General features: G+C 59.0%; 14 protein-coding genes and 1 pseudogene. 1 reads left to right on the forward strand and 14 read right to left on the reverse strand.

The genetic code is table 11. From position 1 onward, the window contains the following. Position 1 precedes the first annotated feature (1 nt). The 10 genes and pseudogenes from nrfD to M5R41_05040 form a co-directional block, all read right to left on the reverse strand. Positions 2–1,459: a polysulfide reductase NrfD gene (gene nrfD, locus M5R41_04995; protein ID MCZ7555745.1), complete on the reverse strand. Its 1,458-nt coding sequence runs from the start codon at positions 1,457–1,459 to the stop codon at positions 2–4. After that, positions 1,452–4,457, reverse strand: a complete 3,006-nt coding sequence (locus M5R41_05000; protein MCZ7555746.1) for a 4Fe-4S dicluster domain-containing protein — start codon at positions 4,455–4,457, stop codon at positions 1,452–1,454. The genes nrfD and M5R41_05000 overlap by 8 nt, the downstream gene beginning before the upstream one ends. A gap of 60 nt (positions 4,458–4,517) precedes the next feature. Then, on the reverse strand, positions 4,518–5,177 hold the full coding sequence (locus M5R41_05005) for a cytochrome c family protein (GenBank protein MCZ7555747.1): 660 nt from the start codon (positions 5,175–5,177) through the stop codon (positions 4,518–4,520). A gap of 9 nt (positions 5,178–5,186) precedes the next feature. Then, positions 5,187–6,500, reverse strand: a pseudogene (locus tag M5R41_05010) (MFS transporter). A 14-nt stretch (positions 6,501–6,514) separates the two neighbouring features. Next, positions 6,515–8,116, reverse strand: a complete 1,602-nt coding sequence (locus tag M5R41_05015; protein ID MCZ7555748.1) for an MFS transporter — start codon at positions 8,114–8,116, stop codon at positions 6,515–6,517. Between the two features lies 1 nt (position 8,117). After that, entirely contained in the window at positions 8,118–8,828 is a 711-nt protein-coding gene (gene narI, locus M5R41_05020; GenBank protein MCZ7555749.1) for a respiratory nitrate reductase subunit gamma, read from the reverse strand. Then, a complete protein-coding gene (locus M5R41_05025) occupies positions 8,821–9,378 on the reverse strand; it encodes a molecular chaperone TorD family protein (protein ID MCZ7555750.1) in 558 nt (185 codons plus the stop codon). Before M5R41_05025 ends, narI begins: the two co-directional genes overlap by 8 nt. After that, positions 9,378–10,868: a nitrate reductase subunit beta gene (gene narH / locus M5R41_05030; protein MCZ7555751.1), complete on the reverse strand. Its 1,491-nt coding sequence runs from the start codon at positions 10,866–10,868 to the stop codon at positions 9,378–9,380. Before narH ends, M5R41_05025 begins: the two co-directional genes overlap by 1 nt. A 60-nt stretch (positions 10,869–10,928) precedes the next feature. Next, on the reverse strand, positions 10,929–14,576 hold the full coding sequence (locus M5R41_05035) for a nitrate reductase subunit alpha (GenBank protein MCZ7555752.1): 3,648 nt from the start codon (positions 14,574–14,576) through the stop codon (positions 10,929–10,931). Positions 14,577–14,634: 58 nt separating this feature from the next. Further along, positions 14,635–15,525 (reverse strand): cytochrome c, encoded by an 891-nt coding sequence (locus tag M5R41_05040; protein ID MCZ7555753.1) that lies wholly within the window; start codon positions 15,523–15,525, stop codon positions 14,635–14,637. 971 nt (positions 15,526–16,496) lie between these two features. Here M5R41_05040 and M5R41_05045 point away from each other — a divergent pair. After that, on the forward strand, positions 16,497–16,877 hold the full coding sequence (locus tag M5R41_05045) for a GxxExxY protein (protein MCZ7555754.1): 381 nt from the start codon (positions 16,497–16,499) through the stop codon (positions 16,875–16,877). A 526-nt stretch (positions 16,878–17,403) separates the two neighbouring features. On the opposite strand, the gene M5R41_05050 is transcribed toward M5R41_05045, so the two are convergent. From M5R41_05050 to M5R41_05065, 4 genes are all read right to left on the reverse strand, one after another. Then, positions 17,404–17,904 (reverse strand): hypothetical protein, encoded by a 501-nt coding sequence (locus tag M5R41_05050; protein ID MCZ7555755.1) that lies wholly within the window; start codon positions 17,902–17,904, stop codon positions 17,404–17,406. 99 nt (positions 17,905–18,003) lie between these two features. Further along, entirely contained in the window at positions 18,004–18,360 is a 357-nt protein-coding gene (locus M5R41_05055) for a BREX-1 system adenine-specific DNA-methyltransferase PglX (GenBank protein MCZ7555756.1), read from the reverse strand. A 230-nt stretch (positions 18,361–18,590) separates the two neighbouring features. Then, positions 18,591–18,998 carry a hypothetical protein gene (locus tag M5R41_05060; protein ID MCZ7555757.1) on the reverse strand — a complete coding sequence of 136 codons (408 nt, stop codon included), beginning with the start codon at positions 18,996–18,998 and terminating at the stop codon, positions 18,591–18,593. A gap of 113 nt (positions 18,999–19,111) precedes the next feature. Continuing rightward, positions 19,112–21,385, reverse strand: coding sequence for an ATP-binding protein (locus M5R41_05065; protein ID MCZ7555758.1), 2,274 nt, complete (start codon positions 21,383–21,385; stop codon positions 19,112–19,114). Positions 21,386–21,504: the final 119 nt, after the last annotated feature.

Below are 21,504 nucleotides of genomic sequence, written 5' to 3' on the forward strand. Positions count from 1 at the left end.
TTCACTGTACGCTTGAATGCACCGCGTCCTTTTTCTCCGTGCGTGTCGCGCCCGGAGCCGCCGCTTTGCCGTTCTTTCTCACCAGCGCTCCCGCCGCATCGAGAACGGTGCGGCCGTACCCCAGCACGCTTTTCACCTCCGCCACCGCTATCATGGGCAGCAGGCGCGCGAAGATCAGGAAGAGCGCGAAAAACAGACCGAAGGAACCGACCATGGTGCCGATTTCTATCCACGTGGGTGTGTACGCAGACCAGCTGCCGGGCAGGAAATCACGGGTGAGCGACGTCATGATGATCACGAAACGCTCGAACCACATACCCACGTTGATGACGATGGAAAGAATGAACACCGTCACCACCGAGCGGCGTAACCTGCGTATCCAGAAAAACTGCGGCGCGATCACGTTGCACGACACCATGATCCAGTACGCCCAGGCGTAGGGACCGAACATGCGGTTGGCAAATGCGAATTGTTCGTATTCATTGCCGGAATACCAGGCCGTGAACAACTCCGTCAGATACGCGAAGCCCACGATACTGCCCGTTGCGATGATGATCTTGGTCATGGACTCGATGTGATGCAGCGTGATGTACTCTTCGAAATGCAGCACCTTGCGTGTGATGATCATCAGCGTGAGCACCATCGCGAAGCCGGAAAACACCGCGCCCGCAACGAAGTACGGCGGGAAAATGGTCGTATGCCAGCCCGGTATCACGGACGTCGCGAAGTCCCAGCTCACGATAGTATGCACCGACACCACCAGCGGTGTCGCGAGGCCGGCGAGCAGCAGATACACCGATTCGTAGCGTATCCAATGCCGACCGGAGCCATTCCACCCGAGACTGAAAATGCCCGCCAGTTTTCTGCGCAGCTTGCTCTTCGCGCGGTCGCGCAGAGTTGCCAGATCCGGTATCAAGCCCACATACCAGAACACCAGGGAAATCGTCAGGTAGGTGCTGATCGCGAACATGTCCCAGATCAGCGGCGAGCGGAAATTCACCCACAGCGGACCACGGAAATTCGGATACGGCACGAACCAGAACGCGAGCCACGGCCGTCCCATGTGAATGATGGGATAGATGCCCGCGCAGATAACGGCGATGATGGTCATGGCCTCGGCGGAACGATTGACGGACGTGCGCCATTTCTGGCGGAACAGGAAGAGAATCGCCGAGATCAGCGTGCCCGCGTGACCGATGCCGATCCAAAACACGAAGTTCGTAATGTCGAACGCCCAGCCCACGGTGTTGTTCAGACCCCAGGTACCTACGCCCGTCATGATCTGATATACTGTCGTCACCACACCCGCGGCGACCATGGTCATGGCCATGGTAAATGCCAGCCACCACAGCGGCCCCGCCTTCGCATCCATCGGCGCGCAGATGTCGTCGGTGACCTGGCGCAGGGATTTATCGCCCAGGACCAGCGGTGTGCGGAGTTTCGAATACACTTCAGCCATGGCCATTCTCCTTGACGGGTGTCGCGGCATGTCGTACCTGCATCAGATAACCGACCGATGGTCTGACGCCCAGTTCTTCGAGGACGCGATAATGCCGGGGATTGCGCATTTCCTTCGCAACGGCGCTTTCACGGTCGTTCATATCGCCGAAACGGATTGCACGGGTGGGACAGGACTGCATGCAGGCGGGTTGTATTTCGCCGTCGGCGGGTACGCGTCCCTCCCCTTTTGCCACGATTTTCGCTTCCTGAATGCGCTGCACACAGAAGGAGCATTTCTCCATCACGCCGCGGGAACGCACGGTGACATCGGGATTGAGGACAAGATTTTCCTCTTCCTCCCGTTCGTAATTGAACCAATTGAATCGGCGGACCTTATACGGGCAGTTGTTCGAGCAGTAGCGCGTGCCCACGCAGCGATTGTACACCTGCTGATTGAGTCCTTCGCCGGAATGCACGGTGGCGAGAACGGGACATACCGTTTCGCAGGGCGCATTGTCGCAGTGATGGCAGAGCATGGGTTGATGCGCCACGCGCAGATCGCCATCGGTGTCGTGGAAATAGTAGCGATCAATGCGCAGCCAGTGCATATCGCGATTGCGGCGCACCTCGTCCTTGCCGACGACGGGGATGTTGTTTTCCACCTGGCAACCGATCACGCAGGCGGAGCAGCCCGTGCAGGCGTTCACGTCAATAGTCATGCCCCAGTGATGCCCGTTGTACGCGTGCTCTTTCCACATACTGTGCAGCTCATGCGCCGGGCCATGGGGAAGCTTTCCCGCCGCAAGCTGCGCGAGAGTAATCTCCTGCACGCAGGGTCTCTGTTTGCCGCTGCCGTCCCCTTCCGGTCCGGGAACTGCGAGATACTGATACTCCTGCGCCAGCGCGAGTTGCGTGTGTTTTCCGCTCGGGACCGCCGACACATGCAGTCCGTCGTCGCGCAGTACGCCATCCACAAAAACCCGCACGCCGCTCACGCGTACGCCCACACCGCCGTCGGCGCCGGTCGTGGGCCGACCGAACCACCAGGATGCCTGCGGCTTCGCGAAACGCCGTCCCACAAGTGTGCCGTAGCCCATCGCCACGGCGAGTGTACCGTCCGCCTGCCCCTCCTGAATGAGCACGGGCAGCTCTATCGCCTGTCCACCCTCATTTTTTCCGCCGATGCGGAGCAAATCACCCTGTTGCAGCTTGTACTTCCTGGCCGTGTTCTTGCTCAGGGACGCGACATTCTCCCAGGAGCATTTCGTGACGGGATCGGGGAGTTCGAGCAACCAGGCATTGCCACCGGAAGTGCTGTCCGGCATGCCGACACGGGGATGGATGATCAGCTCCAATTCACCGGCGCCCTGTTTCGGCATCCGCTGATCGGTTGCTATCATCGTCGAAGAAATTGCCTCCCGAACCGGAAGCGACTCCGTGACCCGTATGCTACCCGTGGCGAGCGTCGCGTTCCACCAGTCGTCGAAATCTGCTGCGCCGCTTCGCGGGAACACCGCGTCGCGCCAGTACTCGCGTATGAGATCGTAGGCACGCGCAGTGGTTCCGTTCCAGATGTTGAGGGCCTCAAGTACTGGACGATACTCGTTTGACGGCGGTATCATCGGTTGTGAAAGTGTGAACACACCCGCGACGGGCCGCGCATCGCTCCACTCCTCGAGGAAATGCGGCGTCGGGCAAACGTAGGCCGCGTACCGCGTTGTTTCGTCGGTGTGCGAAGTGCAATGAATGCTGAGGGGCACGCGCTGCAGCGCATCGCCCAGTTTCCAGGAATCGGGCGCGTCGTATACAGGATTCACATTGACGGTGATCAGCGCGTCCACGCCGCCGCCATGCATTTCCTGCACGAGGGCGTGAAACTGCTCGTCGCTGCCCTGCTTCTGCCGCGACGGGCCGGCGACGTCGATGGTTGTGCCGTAGCTGCCGAGCATGCTGTTGATATGCAGCGCCAAACGTTGCGACGCTCTGTCGTTCGTTCCGCAGAGCAGCAGCGCGGCACCGCGCGCCTCCCACAGTTTGTCCGTCAGCAGATCGAGCGTGGCTTCGGGGAGCGGGAGCTTCGTCCGGGGGGCGGGAACGCTTTGTCCGGCACGCTGCGCGATGCGATGCCGCAGATGCAGCAGCACGGCGTACCGATCCGCACCGCCGAGCGCGATACGGTAATCGGCTTTCGTCCCGGTCAGCGACATGCGCGCTTCGATGTGCGCATGCCACGACATCTGCGCGTCCTTTCCGTCCAAAGTCCGGCCGGCTATCCACGCCGCGCTGTATTCGACGGGAGAAATCCAGGTTCCCAGGAAATCCGCATCGAACGACACGATCACGCGCGCCTCGCCGAGAAGGAAGCGCGGCAGCATCCGTACTCCGAAGGCCTCAGCATGCGCGTCAAGCAGCGCCGACACCGAAAGCGCATCGTACATCACATGCTTCCCGTCCGCAAAACCGGAAAGAAAGGCGTCAATGGCGCGCTGCAGCGTGGGACTCGTGATGCTGCCGCTGAGGATGCGCACGCGCGCGGAGGTCTTCCGCAGTCGGTCAAACTCTTTCCCGAGATCGGTATCAAGTCGCTCCCAGGTCGTGCGTTCCCCTTTGCGCAAAGGCGCTTTCAGGCGATGACTGTCATACAACGCAAGCAGCGAGGCCTGTCCCGCAGCGCACAGACCGCCTTTGGAGACGGGATGCTCCGGCAGTCCTTCGATTTTCACGGGACGGTTGTCCCGGTTGCGCACGAGTATACCGCAGCCCGCGCTGCACGCGGCACAAGTACCGGCGTACCACGCCGAGGTACCCGGAGTGACTTCGGGCTCGAGCCTTACGTGAGGAAGCGTCTTGCTGTCGCGGGGTTGCTCGCAACCCACCGTCAGCGCTGCGAGCGTAAAGCCGGTGAGTTTGAGGAAATCGCGCCGAGGCACGCCGCGAACCTGCTCCTCACCCTCCGCTTCTGCGTGCACGTGGTGAACATGCTCACGTATTTCGCTTGCTTTGTCTGCTGTGTTCATACGCATTCGTCATTCTGTGATCGTGTGCCGACGCAGCAGAGCGCGACGGCGCGGTTACTGCTAATAGTGACAGGCGACGCAGTCTATCGGCGCATTGACCTTTCTGCCTCCGACACCGATGGCGTTGCTTTCGCGGTGACAATTCACGCACCAGCCCATCGAGAGATCCTCGACCTGCCGCACGCGCTCCATGGTCTGTACTTCGCCGTGGCATTGCTGGCATTGCACGCCCGCGCGTACGTGAGGACGGTGATCGAAATACACGAAGTCGGGCAAATTGTGCACGCGCACCCATTCGACCGGCGCCGCGGCCATAGAGGAATCCGGCTGTAATTCGTCATTCCAACCTGCGGAGATGTACAGCGGCCTGAGGGCTGGGCTGATCACACGCCGGGGACTGCGTTCCTTTTTCGTGGCCGCTTCGCTCTCCGCGCGCACTGCGGCGAAGGGCGCGGAAATAAAGCCGTGGCAATTCATGCAGACGTTTGTCGGTGGAACGCCGGCGCTTTTGCTTCGCTCGGCGCCAAAATGACAGTAGCGGCAGTCAATACCCAATTCCCCCGCATGCAGGCGATGGGAATAGCTGATCGGCTGCGCAGGTTCATAGCCCTGATTGTTCCCCGGCAAATTCACCGAAGTCCTGGCCGTGTCGATGAGCGCGAGCGCGGCAAGAAACAGACCGGCGCTCAACAGTAATGTCAACAAACGGGAACGTGTCATCTGCAACACCTACGAAGGTTTTTCAGCGCCCTTGCGCGTGTAATACCACCAATTGATGAACGTCGCCAAGAGATAGTATGCGGCGATCGCCATGAAAAAGGGCATAGCGGAACCGGTGGACGAAATCGCGGAGCCGATAAGAACGGAGAAAAGGAAGGGTCCATATGCCGCGACCGCCGCGGTGAACCCGATGACGCCCGCCGCCTGTCGCGGCGAATGCGAAAAGATCACCGGATACTGCCGGAATGTCGACGCGTTGCCCACGCCGCTGAAGAAAAACATCACCAGCATCAGCGTCACGAACAGCGGAAAGCTGTCGTAGGAATCCGGAGTCAATACTCCGGTAAATACCATCGCGAGCGCGGTGAGCAGCAGACCGATGCCCACGATATGCGTCAGTATGCCGCCGCCGATGCGGTCCGCCACCGGACCGAACAACACGCGCACCGCGCTGCCCACGAGCGGTCCGAGAAACGCGTACGCCAACGGATCAGGCGCTTCCGGAAATCCGCCGTACACGGTTTTTATCATCAGCGGAAACGCCGCCGACAGTCCGGAAAACGATCCGAAGGTCATCACATAGGTTATGGTGCAAAACCAGGTGTGCTTGTTGCGGAAAATGTCCATCTGCTCGCGCACGGAAGCCTGTACCGGCACGCGCCGCAGCAGGGTCCACGCGAGTACCGTCATGAGCAACAGCGGAATCGCGTACACAAACGCGGCGTTCTGCAGCCAGATGGACACCACGGCGCCGTCTTTCGTCATGCTCTGCGGTCCTCCCGCCAGTGCGCCGAAGGCCGCGAAACCGATGATCCACGGCGTGACGAATTGCACGATGCTCACGCCGAAATTGCCTATGCCCGCCTGTATGCCGAGCGCAGTGCCCTGCAATCGTTTCGGGAAGAACAGACTGGTGCTCGGCATGTAGGAGGAGAAATCTCCCCCACCGAATCCGGCGCTGAACGCCAATACCATGAATATCCACCACGGCGTGTCCGGATTCATGACCGCGAGTCCGATACCGATCACCGGAAGCAGTTTGATGAAGGTCGCAATGGTGATCACATTGCGCGTGCCGAATAACGGTATCAGAAACGTGTGCAGAATACGCAACGTACCACCCGCCAGCCCGGGCATCGCCGCGAGCCAGAACAACTCCATCGTCGTGAAGGTGAAGCCGATGGCAGGTAGACGAACCACGACAGCGCTCATCATGAACCAGGTGGCGAAGGACAGCAGCAGGGAGAATGTGGTGATCCACAGCGTGCGCCACGCGATGCTGCTGCCCCGGGCGGACCAGAATTCCGCCTGCTCCGGTTGCCAGATCTCGAGGCGCGTCATGCGTTCCCTCCGTGTTCACCGTGCGCCACGCTCGTCTCGCTCGCTGCAGGCATTGCCGCGAGCCCGTCCAGCGGCGCGATGGTGACAGCGCCGGCGGGTGAAACCTCCACCGCACCGTCAAGATGCGCGTCAAACGATCCCTTCGGTTCTTTCAGAAGGACCAGACAGGAGAGAAAGCTGACGGCGGCGCCGGCCGCGAGGATGAAGAAAAAACTGCTCGCATCCACATAGGAGAAAATGACCAGGTACAGCACAGCGCCCACATTGCCGTATGCTCCCGCCATCCCGGCAATCTGTCCCGTCATATTCTTTTTTATCAGCGGAATAATGGCGAAGGTGGCCCCCTCGGCACCTTGTACGAAAAAGGAGCACAGCACCGTCACCGCCACGGCCAGCCATATCGGCCAGGCCCCGGTGATCAACCCCATGGTCGCGAACCCCCCGGTGATACCGAGCATGTACAAGCTCATCACCAGCTTGCGGTTGTGCATTTTATCGGAGATCAGACCACCAAGCGGACGAGCGACAAGATTGACGAAGGCGAAACTCGAGGCGATCAATCCCGCCGATTCCGCCCCGAGCAGGAAGGTGCTCTCGAAGAATGCCGGCAGCATGGATACCACGGCCAGCTCGGCACCGAAATTCGCAATGTAGGTCATGTTCAAAGCTGCGACGCTGCTGAAGGGATATCTCTCCGCCTCAGGGACCCCTCTCCTGAGAATCGGAATATTCACCTGCAAAGTCTTCAATACGTGCATCACATAGATCACAACGAGAATAGCGAAGATCATGTACAGGTACTCCGCACTCAACAGCGTCGCGCCACTATTGTCCGCTCCGGGAAGCTCGATCACATGTATGCGCCAGGCCAGCAATCCCAGCGCGCCGACCAGCGGAAAGGACCAGACGAGGTATTGCACGAGATCACCGTATGACGACACCTCCATCGGCTGCATTTTTTTCGCCCCCACGAAAACAACGCCCTTCGGTGTGTCGCGCACGAGAAAGTAGTACAGCACCCCGTACACCAGCGCCACTACACCGTTGATGAACAGCGCCCAGCGCCAGCCCCCCTCCGTCATGCCGAACCACTCCCCCATCAACGTCAGAGCCAGCCACGGCAAGGTCACCGCCGCCCAGGCCGATCCGAAGTTGCCCCAGCCAGCATAAAACCCCTCCGCGCGACCGATCATCATCGGCGGAAACCACTGCGAGACCATGCGTATGCCGATGACAAAACTCGCGCCCACCGAGCCCAGCACCAACCGCGCCACGAGCAATTGCAGGAAACTGTCGCCAAAGGCGAAAATAAAGGTCGGAATAGCCATCAACACCAGCAAACCCGAAAACACTACGCGCGGACCGTAACGGTCTATCAGCACGCCAATCAGTATGCGCGCAGGAATGGTCAGCGCCACATTGCAGATTGCCAGAATTTTCAAATGCTCGGGTGTGAGCCAGCCGATTTCCCGCAGCATGGTCGTCGCAAGCGGCGCCATGTTGAACCAGATGTAGAAGGATATGAAAAACGCTATCCACGTAAAATGAAGGACACGGATGCGCTCCTGCGCGAAATCGAGCAACTCGGGCTTTTTCATGTCACGCCCTCCGGTTAATCAATCTGCGAATGCCATACCAGCGCACGACTTGCGGACGTCGCCACAGGTAATGATTGGGCACGACCAGCACATGCACGAGACGCGTGAAGGGAAACACGGCCACCAACACCCAAGCCATCACGATATGCGCCTTAACCATGAACGGCATGGCCGAGACGGATGCCGCATCCGGAGAGAGCGTGACGATGGACCAGAGATACGGCGCGGCCGAGGCGGCGAACCACGACGATCCCCAACCGTGAAACAGCGCTACATACAAACCGCTGAACACGTTTAGTAGCAAAATGCTCAGCACAATGCGGTCCGCTCTGCTCGTGACGATGCGCAGCTTGGGATCGCGCAGGCGCCGTACGATGAGTCCGATCAGACCGACAAAGGTCAGCAGTCCGAAAATCAGCGCGGAAACCTCCAGCACGTACAGGCGCAACGGGTTGCTGTTCCACGACAGCACCTCGGCAGGCAGAAGAAAGCCGATGAGATGTCCGAGCGCGAGCGCGATGATGCCGTAATGAAACGGCACCAGCGCCCAAAAGTGATGCTGATTCTCCAGGAATTGCGAGGAGAGACTGGAGTAGGTGAACATCTTGCCCCGGTAGCGCTGTATCGAGACGAGGAGGAACACCGCCGCCGCGATGTAGGGAAACACCACGAGCAGTAATGTGTCGAGACTGAGCAGCATGCTGTCAAACATCCGCGTGTACTCCTTGCTGAGTTGGGCACAGTGAAAGCAGAAGTGATTGCAGCGCGTCGAGCAAACGCCGGTAGGGATTCTCCGGCCCTTCCCACGCATCCATCAACACCGACATCCCCCGGAGCAGATATTGCTCAACCATGCCCGTGCGCTGCGTGTCGCTCATGCGACCGAAGAGCTGCAAGACATGGGTAAGGTGATCCGGCAGCTCACAGCCCTCGGCTATACCGTATTCGCGAAGCTGCTGGCGCATCAGCACCAGAAAGGCGCCGCGCTCGTAGCGCTCGCCGTACAGATGCCAGCCGAGCTCCAGCGATGCCGACGGGTTGATGTCGAAGGTACGCGTGTACAGCTCCTCGAGCTCCGTGGGTGAAAGCTGCCCGACGGCGACGGCGAATTCCCGCAGCGCACGATGCGTCTCCGGATAGCGCTCATGCACCTCCGCCCCGGAAAAGCAGAGCAGCGTGCGCACGAGGGCCTTTTCGGTTTCCGCTGTGGGATAGGCGAAGAGCACCGCCAGATCGTCAAATACTGTCTGTGACAGGCGCATCACAGCCCCCTCTCCGGTCCGCTCACGAAGCCAAAGCCCACGGACGATTTGTGCTGGCCAACGTCCTCCATCATTTCAATCGCTTCCTCGCGGTGCATGGGCGGAATGACGAAGCGGTCGTCGAAGGTGCACAGCGAGGTGAGTTTGTAAATGGCCTCCGCCTCTTCGGCCGTACAATCCGCTTCTTTCAGCGCACGCTCGGCAGCATCGGCGGTAATGTCGCCCACGGTCACCGCGCGACGATGCATGCGAATGGCCTTCATTTTCTTGAGCGCATACAGCAACTTGCCCTCATGCCCCGCGCCGAAAAGCTTCGCGAGATACTTCAGCGGCACGCGTGAATTTTCTATGTCATGGAAAAAGCTGCCGTCCACACTGCTCACCACGTTTTCGTCCAGATTCGCCATCACGGGTGAAAGAGGCGGCACGTAAAACAGCATCGGCAGCGTGCGATACTCGATATGCGGCGGCAGGGCGATTTTCCACTCCTTGACGAAACGGTACACGGGCGACTTCTGTGCGTACTCGATAACGGAGTCGTGTATGTTATTTTTTCGCGCCGCTTCGATCACCACCGGATCGTGCGGATCCAAAATCAGACTGCGCTGTCCTTCCACCAGCTCGTCGTCCGGCAGTGCGGCCACCTCGGTGATGCGGTCCGCATCGTACAGCAACACGCCGAGATAACGGATACGCCCGACGCAGGAATGGAAACATGCGGGGGCCTGGCCGGTCTCGAGACGGGGATAGCAGAGTATGCATTTCTCGGACTTGCCGGTGTTCCAGTTGTAAAAGGTTTTCTTGTACGGACACGCGGCCACACAGGCGCGCCAGCCGCGGCAGCGCTTCTGGTCAATGAGCACGATGCCGTCTTCACCCCGCTTGTACAGTGCGCCGGATGGACACGCGGCCACGCAGCCGGGATTGAGGCAGTGATTGCAGATGCGCGGGAAATAGAAAAACACCAGCCGTTCTATGGCGAACATCTGTTTGCGCATGTCCTCGGGCAGCGCGTCCAGATTCGGATCGTTTTCCGCATACACGGGCGAACCACCGAGATCGTCGTCCCAATTCGGTCCCGCCTCCACGTTGATGGGCTCGCCCGTCACCATGGAAATCGGCCGCGCAGTCGGCTGATCCGAACCCTCGGGCGCGTTGAACAATTCGTCGTACTTGTACGTCCATGGCTCGTAGTAATCGTCCATGCTCGGCTGCGACGGATTGTGGAAAATGTTCGGCACGATGCGCGCCTTGCCCGTGGACTTCAGCCGCAACGTGTCGCCGTGCTTTTCCCAGCCACCGCGATACTGTTCCTGATCCTCCCATTTTGTCGGATAGCCGGTGCCGGGCTTGGTCTCGACATTGTTCCACCACATGTATTCGGTGCCCTTGCGGTCGGTCCACACGTTCTTGCAGGCGATGCTGCATGTGTGACAACCGATGCATTTGTCGAGATGAAACACCATGGATATCTGCGAGCGGACGTTCATGCGGTGGTCTCCTGTCGTGTCGTGCGTGCTGTAGGGAGTTTTGTCGATGCGCTCATGCCGTCACCAGATGAGTTCGGGAAGTTTGCGGACCAGCACATGCGTATCTCTGTTGCAGCCGGTCGGGCCCCAGTAGTTGAAATGGAAGGTGAACTGCCCGTAGCCGCCTACCATGAGATTGGGCTTGAGGCGCGTGCGTGTCAGCGAATTGTGTCCGCCCGCGCGCTTGTTGTTGCGCAGCGGCGATTTCGGCACGGAGTACGTGCGCTCCGGCGAGTGGTAAATGATGCAGATGCCGCGGGGAATGCGCGCGCTTACCGCCGCCCGCGTCACCACCACACCGTGATCGTTGTGTACCTCCACCCAGTCGTTGTCCACTATACCGATGTCTTCGGCATCCTTGTCGTTGATCCAGAAGGGTTCGACGCCGCGGGACAGCGTGGTCATACGCTGATTGTCGCCGTAGGTGGAGTGGATGTGCCACTTGCCGTGCGGCGTGAGATAGTTGAGCATGATGGTCTTCCCCACTTCCTCGCTGAAGCGTAAATCCGAGTACTGCGTGGGCAGCGGCTTGGGCTTGTACGTCGGCACATGCTCGCCGAAATGAATGTAGCCGGGATGGTCGAGATACAGATGCTGGCGTCCCGTCAATGTTCTCCAGGGCACGAGCGCTTCCTTGTTGTAGGTGAAGGGCGCATAGGCGCGTCCGTTCTCGGTAAGACCCGACCACATCGGACTGTTGAGCAAACGCATGGGTCTGCCCTGCAACTCTTTGTAGCTGATGCGTACGCCGCGATTTTTCTCGGCCAGATGCGCCAGAGGCAAACCCACCTTTTCTTCCATGTTGCGATACGAGCGCCAGGCGAGTTCGCCGTTGGTGACGGTTGCGAGTTTGAGAATGGCGTCGCAGACCTGTGTGTCTTCTTTGAGCGAGGGCATGCGCAGACCATTGCTGAATTCCGACGGTTGCTCCGCGGCGAGCTTGTCGTATTCATCCTCGACCATGTAAATCGTGCCGTGCGCGCCAAGACCGTTGCTGCGCACGCGAGGACCCAGCGTCGTATACTGCTCGTACAGCTTCCGGTAATCGCGAGTGACGATAGTCATGCCGGGCATGGTCTTGCCGGGCACGGCCTCGATCTCGCCTTTGTACCAGTCGCGCATGTCGGGCTGAGCGATCTCCGCGGCCGAATCATGCGCCAGCGGCGTGAGCACGAGGTCGCGCACGGGCTCGGGAAAATGCCGCGCCGCCAGTTCCGAAAACTTTTTCGATATGGCGGAAAAAATCTGCCAATCGCTTTTCGATTCCCAACAGGGCGGCACGGCTGCGGACAGCGGATGGATAAAGCTGTGCATGTCCGTCGAATTCAGATCGGCCTTCTCGTACCAGGTGGCCGCGGGAAGGACGATGTCCGAATACAGCGCCGAAGTGTCCATGCGGAAATTGAGATCCACGACGAGATCCATTTTGCCATGCGGCACCTTGTCATGCCACACGATTTCCTTGACGCTGTCTTTTGCCAACTCGCCCGCTATGGCGTTGTCATGTGTACCGAGGTAATGCCGCAGGAAGTATTCATGGCCTTTGCTGCTGGACATCAGGGCGTTGCCGCGCCAGATGTACCACACGCGCGGCCAGTTTTCCTCCGCGTCAGGATCCTGCACGGAAAAGGTTAAACGACCATCTTTCAGCCGGGCGATGACCTCCTCACGAATGGAGGCGTCGTCGCTCTTCCCTTCCGCGGCCAATTCCTGCATCAGCGCGACGGTGTTGCGGTTGAATTGCGGGTAGAACGGCAGCCACCCCTGACGCACGGCGCGGACTTGCACGTCTATCGTATGCCCCTTCGCGATCGATCCCTGCATCTCGCGCTGCGGCACGGTGTGATAATCGGTGAATTCCTTTTCGTAGCGCCACTGATCGGTGTTGACGTAATGCCAGCTCGGCGCGTTCTGCAGGCGCGAGGCGGCGTGCCAGTCCTTGGCGAAGGCGATGGCGCCCCAGGATTCGCCTGGAGCGAGTTTTTCCTGCCCCACATAATGCGCCAGTCCGCCGCCGTTGACGCCCACGCAGCCGGCGAACATCAGCGCGTGTATCGCGGCGCGGTACATCAGATTCGCGTGATACCAGTGATTGATGCCGGCACCGATGATCACGGTGCATTTGCCGCCGGTGCGCTCGGCCGTCACCGCCCACTCGCGCGCGAATTGAATGAGGTCCTGCCTGCTGATGCCGGTGTACTTTTCCGACCAGGCCGGCGTGTACGGCGAATTCTCGTCGTCGTAATCCATCGGATAATCGCCCTTCAGTCCGCGGCTCACTCCGTACTGCGCCATGAGAATGTCGTACACGGTGGTGACCAGAGCGACGGAGCCGTCCGCCAGTGTCAGGCGACGCACGGGGACGTCGCGATACAGATTGCGGCCTTCGGCGAAATCGTCGAAACGGACGGGTACGACGTCGTCGCGTGCGTCCAGGAAGCTCAGCTCGGGTTCTATGGCGCTGCCGTCGCTGCCGTCTTTCAGTTCCAGATTCCATTTCCCTTTTTCGCTGCCCCAGCGATGCCCGGCGCTGCCCATGGGCATTTTCGGCGCATCGCTCGCTGCATCCCACATGAGGAATTTCCACTCGCCGTGCTCTTCGCCGGAGTAACGCTGCAAGCGTCCAGCGCGCAGAAGCTGTCCCGCCTCGTATGCGTCTTTCTCTTTCGTAATCTCCACAAGAAACGGCGCGTCGGAGAATTTTTTCGCATAGTCTATGAAATACGGCGTCTTCGTCTGTACGTGATATTCGGTCAGCAGCACGTGATTCACCGCCATCCACCAGGCGCCGTCCTGACCGGCGTTGAGCGACACCCACTTGTCGGCGTATTTGGCCACCTGATTGAAGTCCGGCGAGAATACGTACATCTTCGTCCCGTTGTGACGGGATTCCGCGGCGAAGTGACAGTCCGGCGTGCGCGTCATGTTGAGATTGGAACCCATCACCGCGAGCAGCTTGGCGTTGTACCAGTCCGCGCTTTCGTTCACGTCCGTTTGCTCTCCCCAGGTTTCGGGTGAAGCCGACGGCAGATCGCAGTACCAGTCGTAGAAGGACAGCGCCACGCCTCCCATGAGCTGCAGCATGCGCGCGCCGGAGGCATAGCTGATCATGGACATTGCCGGAATGGGCGAAAAGCCCGCGATACGGTCCGGGCCGTGTTTCTTGATTGTGTGAATGTTGGCGGAGGCCATGATTTCCAGCACCACGTCCCAGGTTGTGCGGCGGAATCCCCCCTTGCCGCGCGCCACTTGCCAGCGCTTGCGGGATTCGGGATTGTTCATCAGCGATTGCCAGGCCTCCACCGGATCGTCAAAATCCACCCGCGCCTTGTTCCACAGGTCCAGCAGCGCCCCGCGGATGTACGGATACTTGACGCGCAGCGGACTGTACAGATACCAGGAAAAGGAAATCCCGCGCTGGCAGCCGCGCGGCTCATAGGGCGGCAAACCGGACTCCAGCATCGGATAATCGAGACCCTGCATTTCCCAGGTGACGATGCCGTCCTTGACGTGAATCATCCACGTGCAACTGCCGGTGCAATTCACGCCGTGCGTGCTGCGCACCACCTTGTCGTGCTGCCAGCGGTTGCGATAAAATTCTTCCCAGCCGCGATCCTTCGCGTCTTCCTCGTCCCGAATCCAGGGATTGCTGTTGGCGCTGTCTTTCATGAGTCAGGACTCCATTTCCATTGATGAACGTCGTAGCGGAATACGGTTGAGCGCGGGATTACACCGCATCGTGACCCGCCCTGCGGCGCATGCGTTCCACCAGCGCGCGTCGCACGCTCCTGAATCGCTTGCTCCATATCACATCGAAGAGGCCGAGCACGAGTATCACACCTCCGAGGCCGAAGAGCAGAAAATTCAAACGCGCCGTGGAGGTGTCCGCCGGATTGCGCTGCAGCGTGTTCTCGAAATAGGCGACGAGTGAACGAATCTCCCCCTCCGTAAGCGGCGTCTGCTTGAACACCGCCTGCATGGTGGGTGTGGCGGGCGCGGCCAGCCAGGTGCTCAGATTTTTACGATTCTGATAGCGCTCGAATACCGTGGTCAAGTCTGGACCCAGCGTGCCGCCGCCGAGACCACCAATGCCTTGCACCGCATGGCAGCTCATGCAGGACGCGGCGCCGTTGCTCAGACGAACGTCTCCGTTGAACAACTTGCGTCCCGCCGCCACATCGGCAGCGGTAAAGGGACGGTCGTCCACCTGCACGCCCTTGAATTCCGACGCTTCCAGCGCTGATTCCTTTTCGATCAGCGCGTACAATTCCTCGGCGCGGGCCCGCGTCACCGTGGGCAGCGTGGGCATCATCACACCACGAAACTCCTGCAGCAATTGCCGCGCGGTCGCGTCACCCTTGTCTATCATGGCCTTCGGATCCATCATGAAGGACAGCGTCCACTCCTTTTCGCGGCGCTTGTGCACGTCCTTCAGATCGGGACCCGTGAGCGGACCGCCGCCAATGCTGTGGCAGCTCATGCAGTTCTGCCGGAAAAACGTCGCCGCGTCTTGCGCCGCACCGTACTCGCTCAGGAGCAGAACGGCCGCTGCCGCAAGCAGCGCGTGGAGGATAACGCATCGTGGATGGAAGTTCGAACAAGTACGATGTGACGGCATGCCTGACACCTGTCTGTGCATTGATAGAGCATATCAATGCACAGACTGTGCCAACACTCCGGGCTGCACCCAAATCCCTCAATAACCATGCGATTTAGACAAACAGCGCCATCCCCCATCCTCTCCCAACCCCGCCGCTGTAAACTCCCGTATGCGGCATTTCCAGGCGCTTCCTTCAATACGCGGCGATTTTCCACGATTCGCCACTGTATACCGAAGTATGCAGCATCGGAGCGCCCTGCCAACGCGGAGACGCAGAGGGGATTTTAACGCAGAGGCGCAGAGTTGCAAAGGCGCAGAGGGACATTTAACGCAGAGGCGCCCCTTCGACTACGCTCAGGAGTTGCAAAGGCGCAGAGGGACATTTAACGCAGAGGCGCAGAGTTGCAAAGGCGCAGAGGGACATTTAACGCAGAGGCGCAGTGTTGCAAAGGCGCAGAGATACATTTAACGCAGAGGCGCAGAGTTGCAAAGGCGCAGAGGGACATTTAACGCAGAGGCGCAGAGTTGCAGAGGCGCAGAGGGACATTTAACGCAGAGGCGCAGAGTTGCAAAGGCGCAGAGGGACATTTAACGCATAGGCGCAGAGTTGCAAAGGCGCAGAGGGAAATGATAGGGGGAGATATCGCCGAAACCTCGATCATGATGTTGGTGGCGGAATGATCCATCCCGATCGTTTCAGAATGAACCTAGCCACATCAGACCTAAAAAAAATTCCTCTGCGTCTCTGCATCTCTGCGACTCTGCGTTAAAATCTCCTCTGCGACTCTGCGTTAAAATCTCCTCGGCGTCTCTGCATCTCTGCGACTCTGCGTTAAAATCTCCTCTGCGACTCTGCATCTCTGCGACTTTGCGTTCAATTCCCCTCCCCTGCGGCTCCACCATAGTACCGTAGATTGGACTTGCCCGCCGCGTCTTTCCTGTACATGTTGCATAGTCTGTTCTTTTTTCAACAATGGGGAGTTGTCGTCATGCACGAAAACGATGTCAGCCAAATAATCGTAGATTGCGCCATCGAGGTACACAGAACACTGGGCGGTCCCGGTCTGCTTGAACGTGCGTACGAGGAACCTCTCGTCTGGGAGTTGGGGCGGGCGGGGATGAACGTCGAACGGCAGCTCGTTCTGCCGATCAGCTATAAGGGAACACCTCTCGAATCCAGTTTCCGCATCGACCTGCTGGTGAACAATCTCGTGCTTGTCGAGTGCAAGGCCGTTTCGCTATACAACGATATTTTCCAGGCGCAGGTATTGACCTATCTGCGCCTGATGAATCTGAAGCTGGGACTGGTCATCAACTTCGGTGAGAAGCTCGTGAAGGACGGAGTGCACCGCGTAGTAAACGGCCTCTAACCGCAGAGGCGCCGGGGAAAAGAGGGGAATGTAACGCAGAGACGCAAAGAAGCAGAGGCGCAGAGGAGAATGTAACGCAGCCCTTCGACTTCGCTCAGGGGCCGGCGCAGAGAGGCAGAGGCGCAGCGGAAAATGATAGGGGGAGATATCGCCGAAACCTCGATCATGATGTGGGTGTCGGAATGATCCATCCCGATCGTTTCAGAATGAACCCAGCCACATCAGACCTTAAAAAAATTCCTCCGCGTCTCTGCATCTCTGCGACTTTGCGTTAAAAATCCCCTCCTCCGCGTCTCTGCATCTCTGCGACTCTGCGTTAAAAATCTTCTCCTCCGCGTCTCTGCATCTCTGCGACTCTGCGTTAAAAATCCCCTCCTCTGCGTCTCTGCATCTCTGCGACTCTGCGTTAAAAATCTTCTCCTCTGCGTCTCTGCATCTCTGCGACTCTGCGTTAAAAATCTTCTCCTCTGCGTCTCTGCATCTCTGCGACTCTGCGTTAAAAATCCTCTCCTCTGCGTCTCTTCGTTCATTCCCTCCGCACGTAGCGAATCCTGCCTGGAATTTCCGCCGACAGATTCGCATAGGTACGCAAGGTCGCTTCAATGCCTTCCGGGGTGTGCCAGGTCGAATAGATCTCGAGCGTATCGTGCTCGTAGTCGAAATCCCGCAACAGGGTGAGTGCCGCACCCTCCATCGTCCGGGTTCGCGTATGCCGCAGCATGCCGATGAGCGTACGCAGATTCTCGTGATACTCCCGCACGCGGTCTTCATTCCTTCCGAGCAAGGCAAGTAATCTTTGATCGTGACGTAAACGGAATTGCATGGTGACTTCGATTAACACGTTGCGCCGAAACGAGTTACCCGGTGCGTGAAATGAAAAATCTACGGCTGTGTACAAATCCCACAGCGCTTTCAGTACCGCCATTCCTTCGTCCTTCTCCGAAACTAGGTTAAGCGCGTGTACGTCGTACGGACGAAAATAATTGTCGCCCAATATGTCCTCGAGACGTTTGCTGACGGTGTTCATGATTTTCTGGCCCCCGATAATTGCTCGTTTGCTGTACTCAGTCTCTTTATGCGCTTCGTATGCGCGTATCGTCTGCCTTCGGTCTCGCGAGCGGAGCGCTTACGATTCACTCTTCAACATTCCGCTGAGTGTGAGCATGGCGCAGGTCTTTTCGTCACGGGTCTGCCGCGATATCTCCACAAGCCCCTCTTCGACCAGTGCGCGTACTCCCTGCTCCACTTCCTCCGGCGTTCGGGTCTTCTTGAATGGCGCGGCTTTGAGCTCTTCCATGCTTACCTCCTCTTCACCTGAATCGCCAAGATGGACGATGACGGCCAGCAGTTCGATGGTATCGTTGTCCAGTTCCGATTCCAGATCCGATCGCATGTCGTCGTAGGCACTCAGGAAGTTCGTCGTGCGCGGGTCCAATACGCCGTACGACAGCGTGTCCAGATTTTCGATCAGAATGTCTTTCATTGTTTTCTCTCCTTGTGGTACTGTGAAAATTTGCGTGCGGTCACGGGATACCCTACGAAGCCACGCAGGGCGAAATGGTTCTCAACTCGTTTGCCGCAGCTCCTGAAACCGGCCGGATTGCGGCTGCGGCGAGTTTCAGATGCCGCACAACGCTTCGGGGACTTCCGTCCGGGGCCGTACTCCCCGCCGCGAGGGGGCTGCGAACGCATCATTCGCCACCTGCCCCATCGTCAATTCTCAGGGACGATTGAATGATAGATTTGCACCCACGGTGCATAACGGCTAAACAGATCGATGACGGTCGGGTCGTCGTCAAAAAAGCACTGTACGTGTTCGCAAACACTTATATGGACTTTTTGCCAGAGAAAGCGTTCGAGCCAGTCGAGTTGCTTCGGGGCCTCACCGAGCATTTCCTCTCCTGTCGGCAGCAGGATCAGCTTGGAATAGATGACGCCGTACCCGCGCAGTTCATCTTCCGTATGTTCCCGCACCGCGGAGCTTTTTGTGCGCGCCGAGATTATGAGCACCTTGCCGCCTTCTCTGTATACCGCTTTCGTAAGCATGCTGAAAAACTCCGGTGCTGCGGTTATCGTTCCGTCTATGTCGAGTCCTACGACCATGCGGGGGATGATATGCATTTTGTCTCTTTCTCCTTTTTCTCTTGCGCTTGAATCATTCCGTTGATCAGAATATGCCGTTAGTGTCGCTCAAACCTCGAGACTTTCGATAGTACTTCGACGTTGCGATGAGGTCATTGCCGGAAGCCCAGTGTTCTCGATGCTGTTTCAAACGATCCTTCCGCTTCACGCATACATGCCGTTTGCAGGTCGTTCATGCGGAGGACGTCTCCTCGAAGTGCGGCACTGCGCAGAGCCGCGGCGGCCGCTATGGCGATCTGCCCTCCCGAGAACGGCCATGCGGCGGCGAGATCTTCCAGACGGACATCGGAAGCACGGGGCACACCCTCGGGGATATGCGCTTCCCACAGCTCTCGCCGTACGGAAAGGTCCGGTCGCTGGAAGAGGATTTTTTCGTCAAAACGCCGGCTGAAGGCCTCGTCCATCGCTTCGGTGAAATTCGTCGTGGCGACGAGGACGCCCGGAAAGCTCTCCAGATTTTCCAGAAACAAGCTCTGCATCTGGCTGTACATCCGGTCCACGCTGTGACCGCTCTCAGCGATGCGATGGGTGAGAAACTGGTCGCATTCGTTCAGCAGCAACACGGGCGGTGCGGCTGCGGAGGCGCACAATTCGCGGTATTCGCTGAACAGGGCGGCGACATTCTGCTGGCTCTCGCCTACCCATTTGGACAGTATTCTGCTGATGTCTGTCACGAGCAAGGGGCGTCCGAGCGTGCCGGCCAGGCCCTCCGCGGCGAAGGTTTTACCCGTACCGGGCTCACCGCTGAACAACAGCAGCAGAGATTCCGTGGGCCGCGACGCGGTCACACCGCTCACACCCCAGGTCCGCAGGCGTTCCCGGACTTCGCCGCATACCCCCCGCGCAGCCGCGTCGAGGCGCAGATGCTCCGCCGCGTCGAGTTTCACCGCGGCGAGCGTGTGACGGGGTATACGGACATCGAACAGTCCGGAGTTGCTGACAAGCAGCGTAGCCGTTTCAGGTTCCTGCTCCGCTGTGACACGACGGAGCATCGCCGCGGGCATGGCGATATCGGGCGAGCCGAAGGCCATGGTGCGTACGGCGACGAAGCCGTGACGTAGCAGCGGCGAAGATGGCTCGAAGTGGCGGCGCAATTTCCAGCTTTCCGTCAGACTCGCGCTCAGACGCACCAGAACATCAGGGATGTCTATATAGGTATCCTTCATGCCCGCGAGCATGGCGGTGCCGATGATAAAGCGCTCGGTCTCGCCGAATCCGTGCTCGCGGATCAGACGTTCGAGCGGGATATCCGCGGTACTGCATGCTGTGCGGGAGAGCAGTTCACGGTACAGCGGATTCTCGGAAAGAGACGTCCTGGTCACGGAGCTTGCCCTTCGACGCGCGGGTCTCTGGCCGACCGCTTCGTCATACAGATTCTCCAGGAAACCGAGCCACGCGTCGAGATACTCGCCGTTGCTGGTAAAACCATCTCCGCTGTCGGTTGTCTCCTCTGCTTCTCTGTCAGGCGCAACTGAAGTTCCGCCGCATGATGGCGCGAGTACGAGTTCCAGGAGGTCCTGACGCAGATCGACATCCATGCGCATGACGCTGCCGCCGTTGTTCAGGGATACGAGTCCGCGCGCGACGAGCGCTCCCTCGCCGCTGAAATATCTGCGCAATTCGTACATGCTGAAAGGATCGCTGCCGAAGAACGGCGCGAGCTCACGAACTTCTATGCTGTCGCACGACAGTTCCTTGCGGCACAGCAGAAGCAGCATCTGCCAGTCCAGTTCACTCAGGCCTTCTCTGTTGCGCAGTTCCTCCAGCGGCAGCCGGCATGTGCTGTGCAGGGTGAGAATACCGATGCGGCGACGCATGCTTTCCGTCTCCGCGGGAGCGGAAGCGCCGCTCGTTCTGCCGGAGCGGCGACCCGAACGTCCGCCGGGATGCTGCTGCTGCAAAAAGTCGTAGAGCGCGTCAATGTAGGCGAAGCAGTCCCTGAAGTAGGCTCTGTTGTCCGCATACCCGGGAAATGCGGCGGCTTCTTCGCACTCAAGCAGGAGGGTGACGCTCAGGTTCCGCAGTGCCGCTCCGCTGAGCTCGGAGAAAGCGTCCGTCGGATCATCCGGATTTTTGAGCGCGATGAATCCTTTCTCCGCCAGGCGCGGCAGCACCACATCCCAACGGGGAGTACCCGGTGCGCGGCGCGAAAGCAGCGATATCAAATCGCACCCTTGTACCTCCAAAGCGCCTCGCCCGGTCTGATGGACGACAAGCGCCAGTGCGGCGATTTCCTCGTCGTTGCAGGGCTCGGGCAGGAGCTCCCGTACTCGTGCGAGCAACTTCCGTGAGAGGCGGCCGTTTTCCGCTTTGAGAGCTTCGGCCGCGCTGTCCAGTTCGTCGAAAAGCCGCTGTGTGTGTTCCATCGTGTACTCCGTACTCTGTATCGTGGTAATAACAAGATACGGGCGCAGAACGACAGAAGACGTCAAACTGTCAAACGGCTATGTTCGGTAGGTCCGGAAACGCCGGATGGGACGGGCTT

The sequence above is a fragment of the Bacteroidia bacterium genome (assembly GCA_027493955.1).
Classification (GTDB): Bacteria; Bacteroidota; Ignavibacteria; order SZUA-365; family SZUA-365; genus JAOSJT01.

What these genes read in the sequence shown, in the direction of transcription:
- M5R41_05045 (MCZ7555754.1), top strand. Translation starts at nt 16,497, where the DNA reads ATGCACGAAAACGATGTCAGCCAAATAATCGTAGATTGCGCCATCGAG.
- M5R41_05005 (MCZ7555747.1), bottom strand. Translation starts at nt 5,177, where the DNA reads ATGACACGTTCCCGTTTGTTGACATTACTGTTGAGCGCCGGTCTGTTT.
- narI (MCZ7555749.1), bottom strand. Translation starts at nt 8,828, where the DNA reads ATGTTTGACAGCATGCTGCTCAGTCTCGACACATTACTGCTCGTGGTG.
- M5R41_05035 (MCZ7555752.1), bottom strand. Translation starts at nt 14,576, where the DNA reads ATGAAAGACAGCGCCAACAGCAATCCCTGGATTCGGGACGAGGAAGAC.
- M5R41_05060 (MCZ7555757.1), bottom strand. Translation starts at nt 18,998, where the DNA reads ATGCATATCATCCCCCGCATGGTCGTAGGACTCGACATAGACGGAACG.
- M5R41_05040 (MCZ7555753.1), bottom strand. Translation starts at nt 15,525, where the DNA reads ATGCCGTCACATCGTACTTGTTCGAACTTCCATCCACGATGCGTTATC.
- nrfD (MCZ7555745.1), bottom strand. Translation starts at nt 1,459, where the DNA reads ATGGCTGAAGTGTATTCGAAACTCCGCACACCGCTGGTCCTGGGCGAT.
- M5R41_05015 (MCZ7555748.1), bottom strand. Translation starts at nt 8,116, where the DNA reads ATGAAAAAGCCCGAGTTGCTCGATTTCGCGCAGGAGCGCATCCGTGTC.
- M5R41_05065 (MCZ7555758.1), bottom strand. Translation starts at nt 21,385, where the DNA reads ATGGAACACACACAGCGGCTTTTCGACGAACTGGACAGCGCGGCCGAA.
- narH (MCZ7555751.1), bottom strand. Translation starts at nt 10,868, where the DNA reads ATGAACGTCCGCTCGCAGATATCCATGGTGTTTCATCTCGACAAATGC.
- M5R41_05025 (MCZ7555750.1), bottom strand. Translation starts at nt 9,378, where the DNA reads ATGCGCCTGTCACAGACAGTATTTGACGATCTGGCGGTGCTCTTCGCC.
- M5R41_05000 (MCZ7555746.1), bottom strand. Translation starts at nt 4,457, where the DNA reads ATGAACACAGCAGACAAAGCAAGCGAAATACGTGAGCATGTTCACCAC.
- M5R41_05050 (MCZ7555755.1), bottom strand. Translation starts at nt 17,904, where the DNA reads ATGAACACCGTCAGCAAACGTCTCGAGGACATATTGGGCGACAATTAT.
- M5R41_05055 (MCZ7555756.1), bottom strand. Translation starts at nt 18,360, where the DNA reads ATGAAAGACATTCTGATCGAAAATCTGGACACGCTGTCGTACGGCGTA.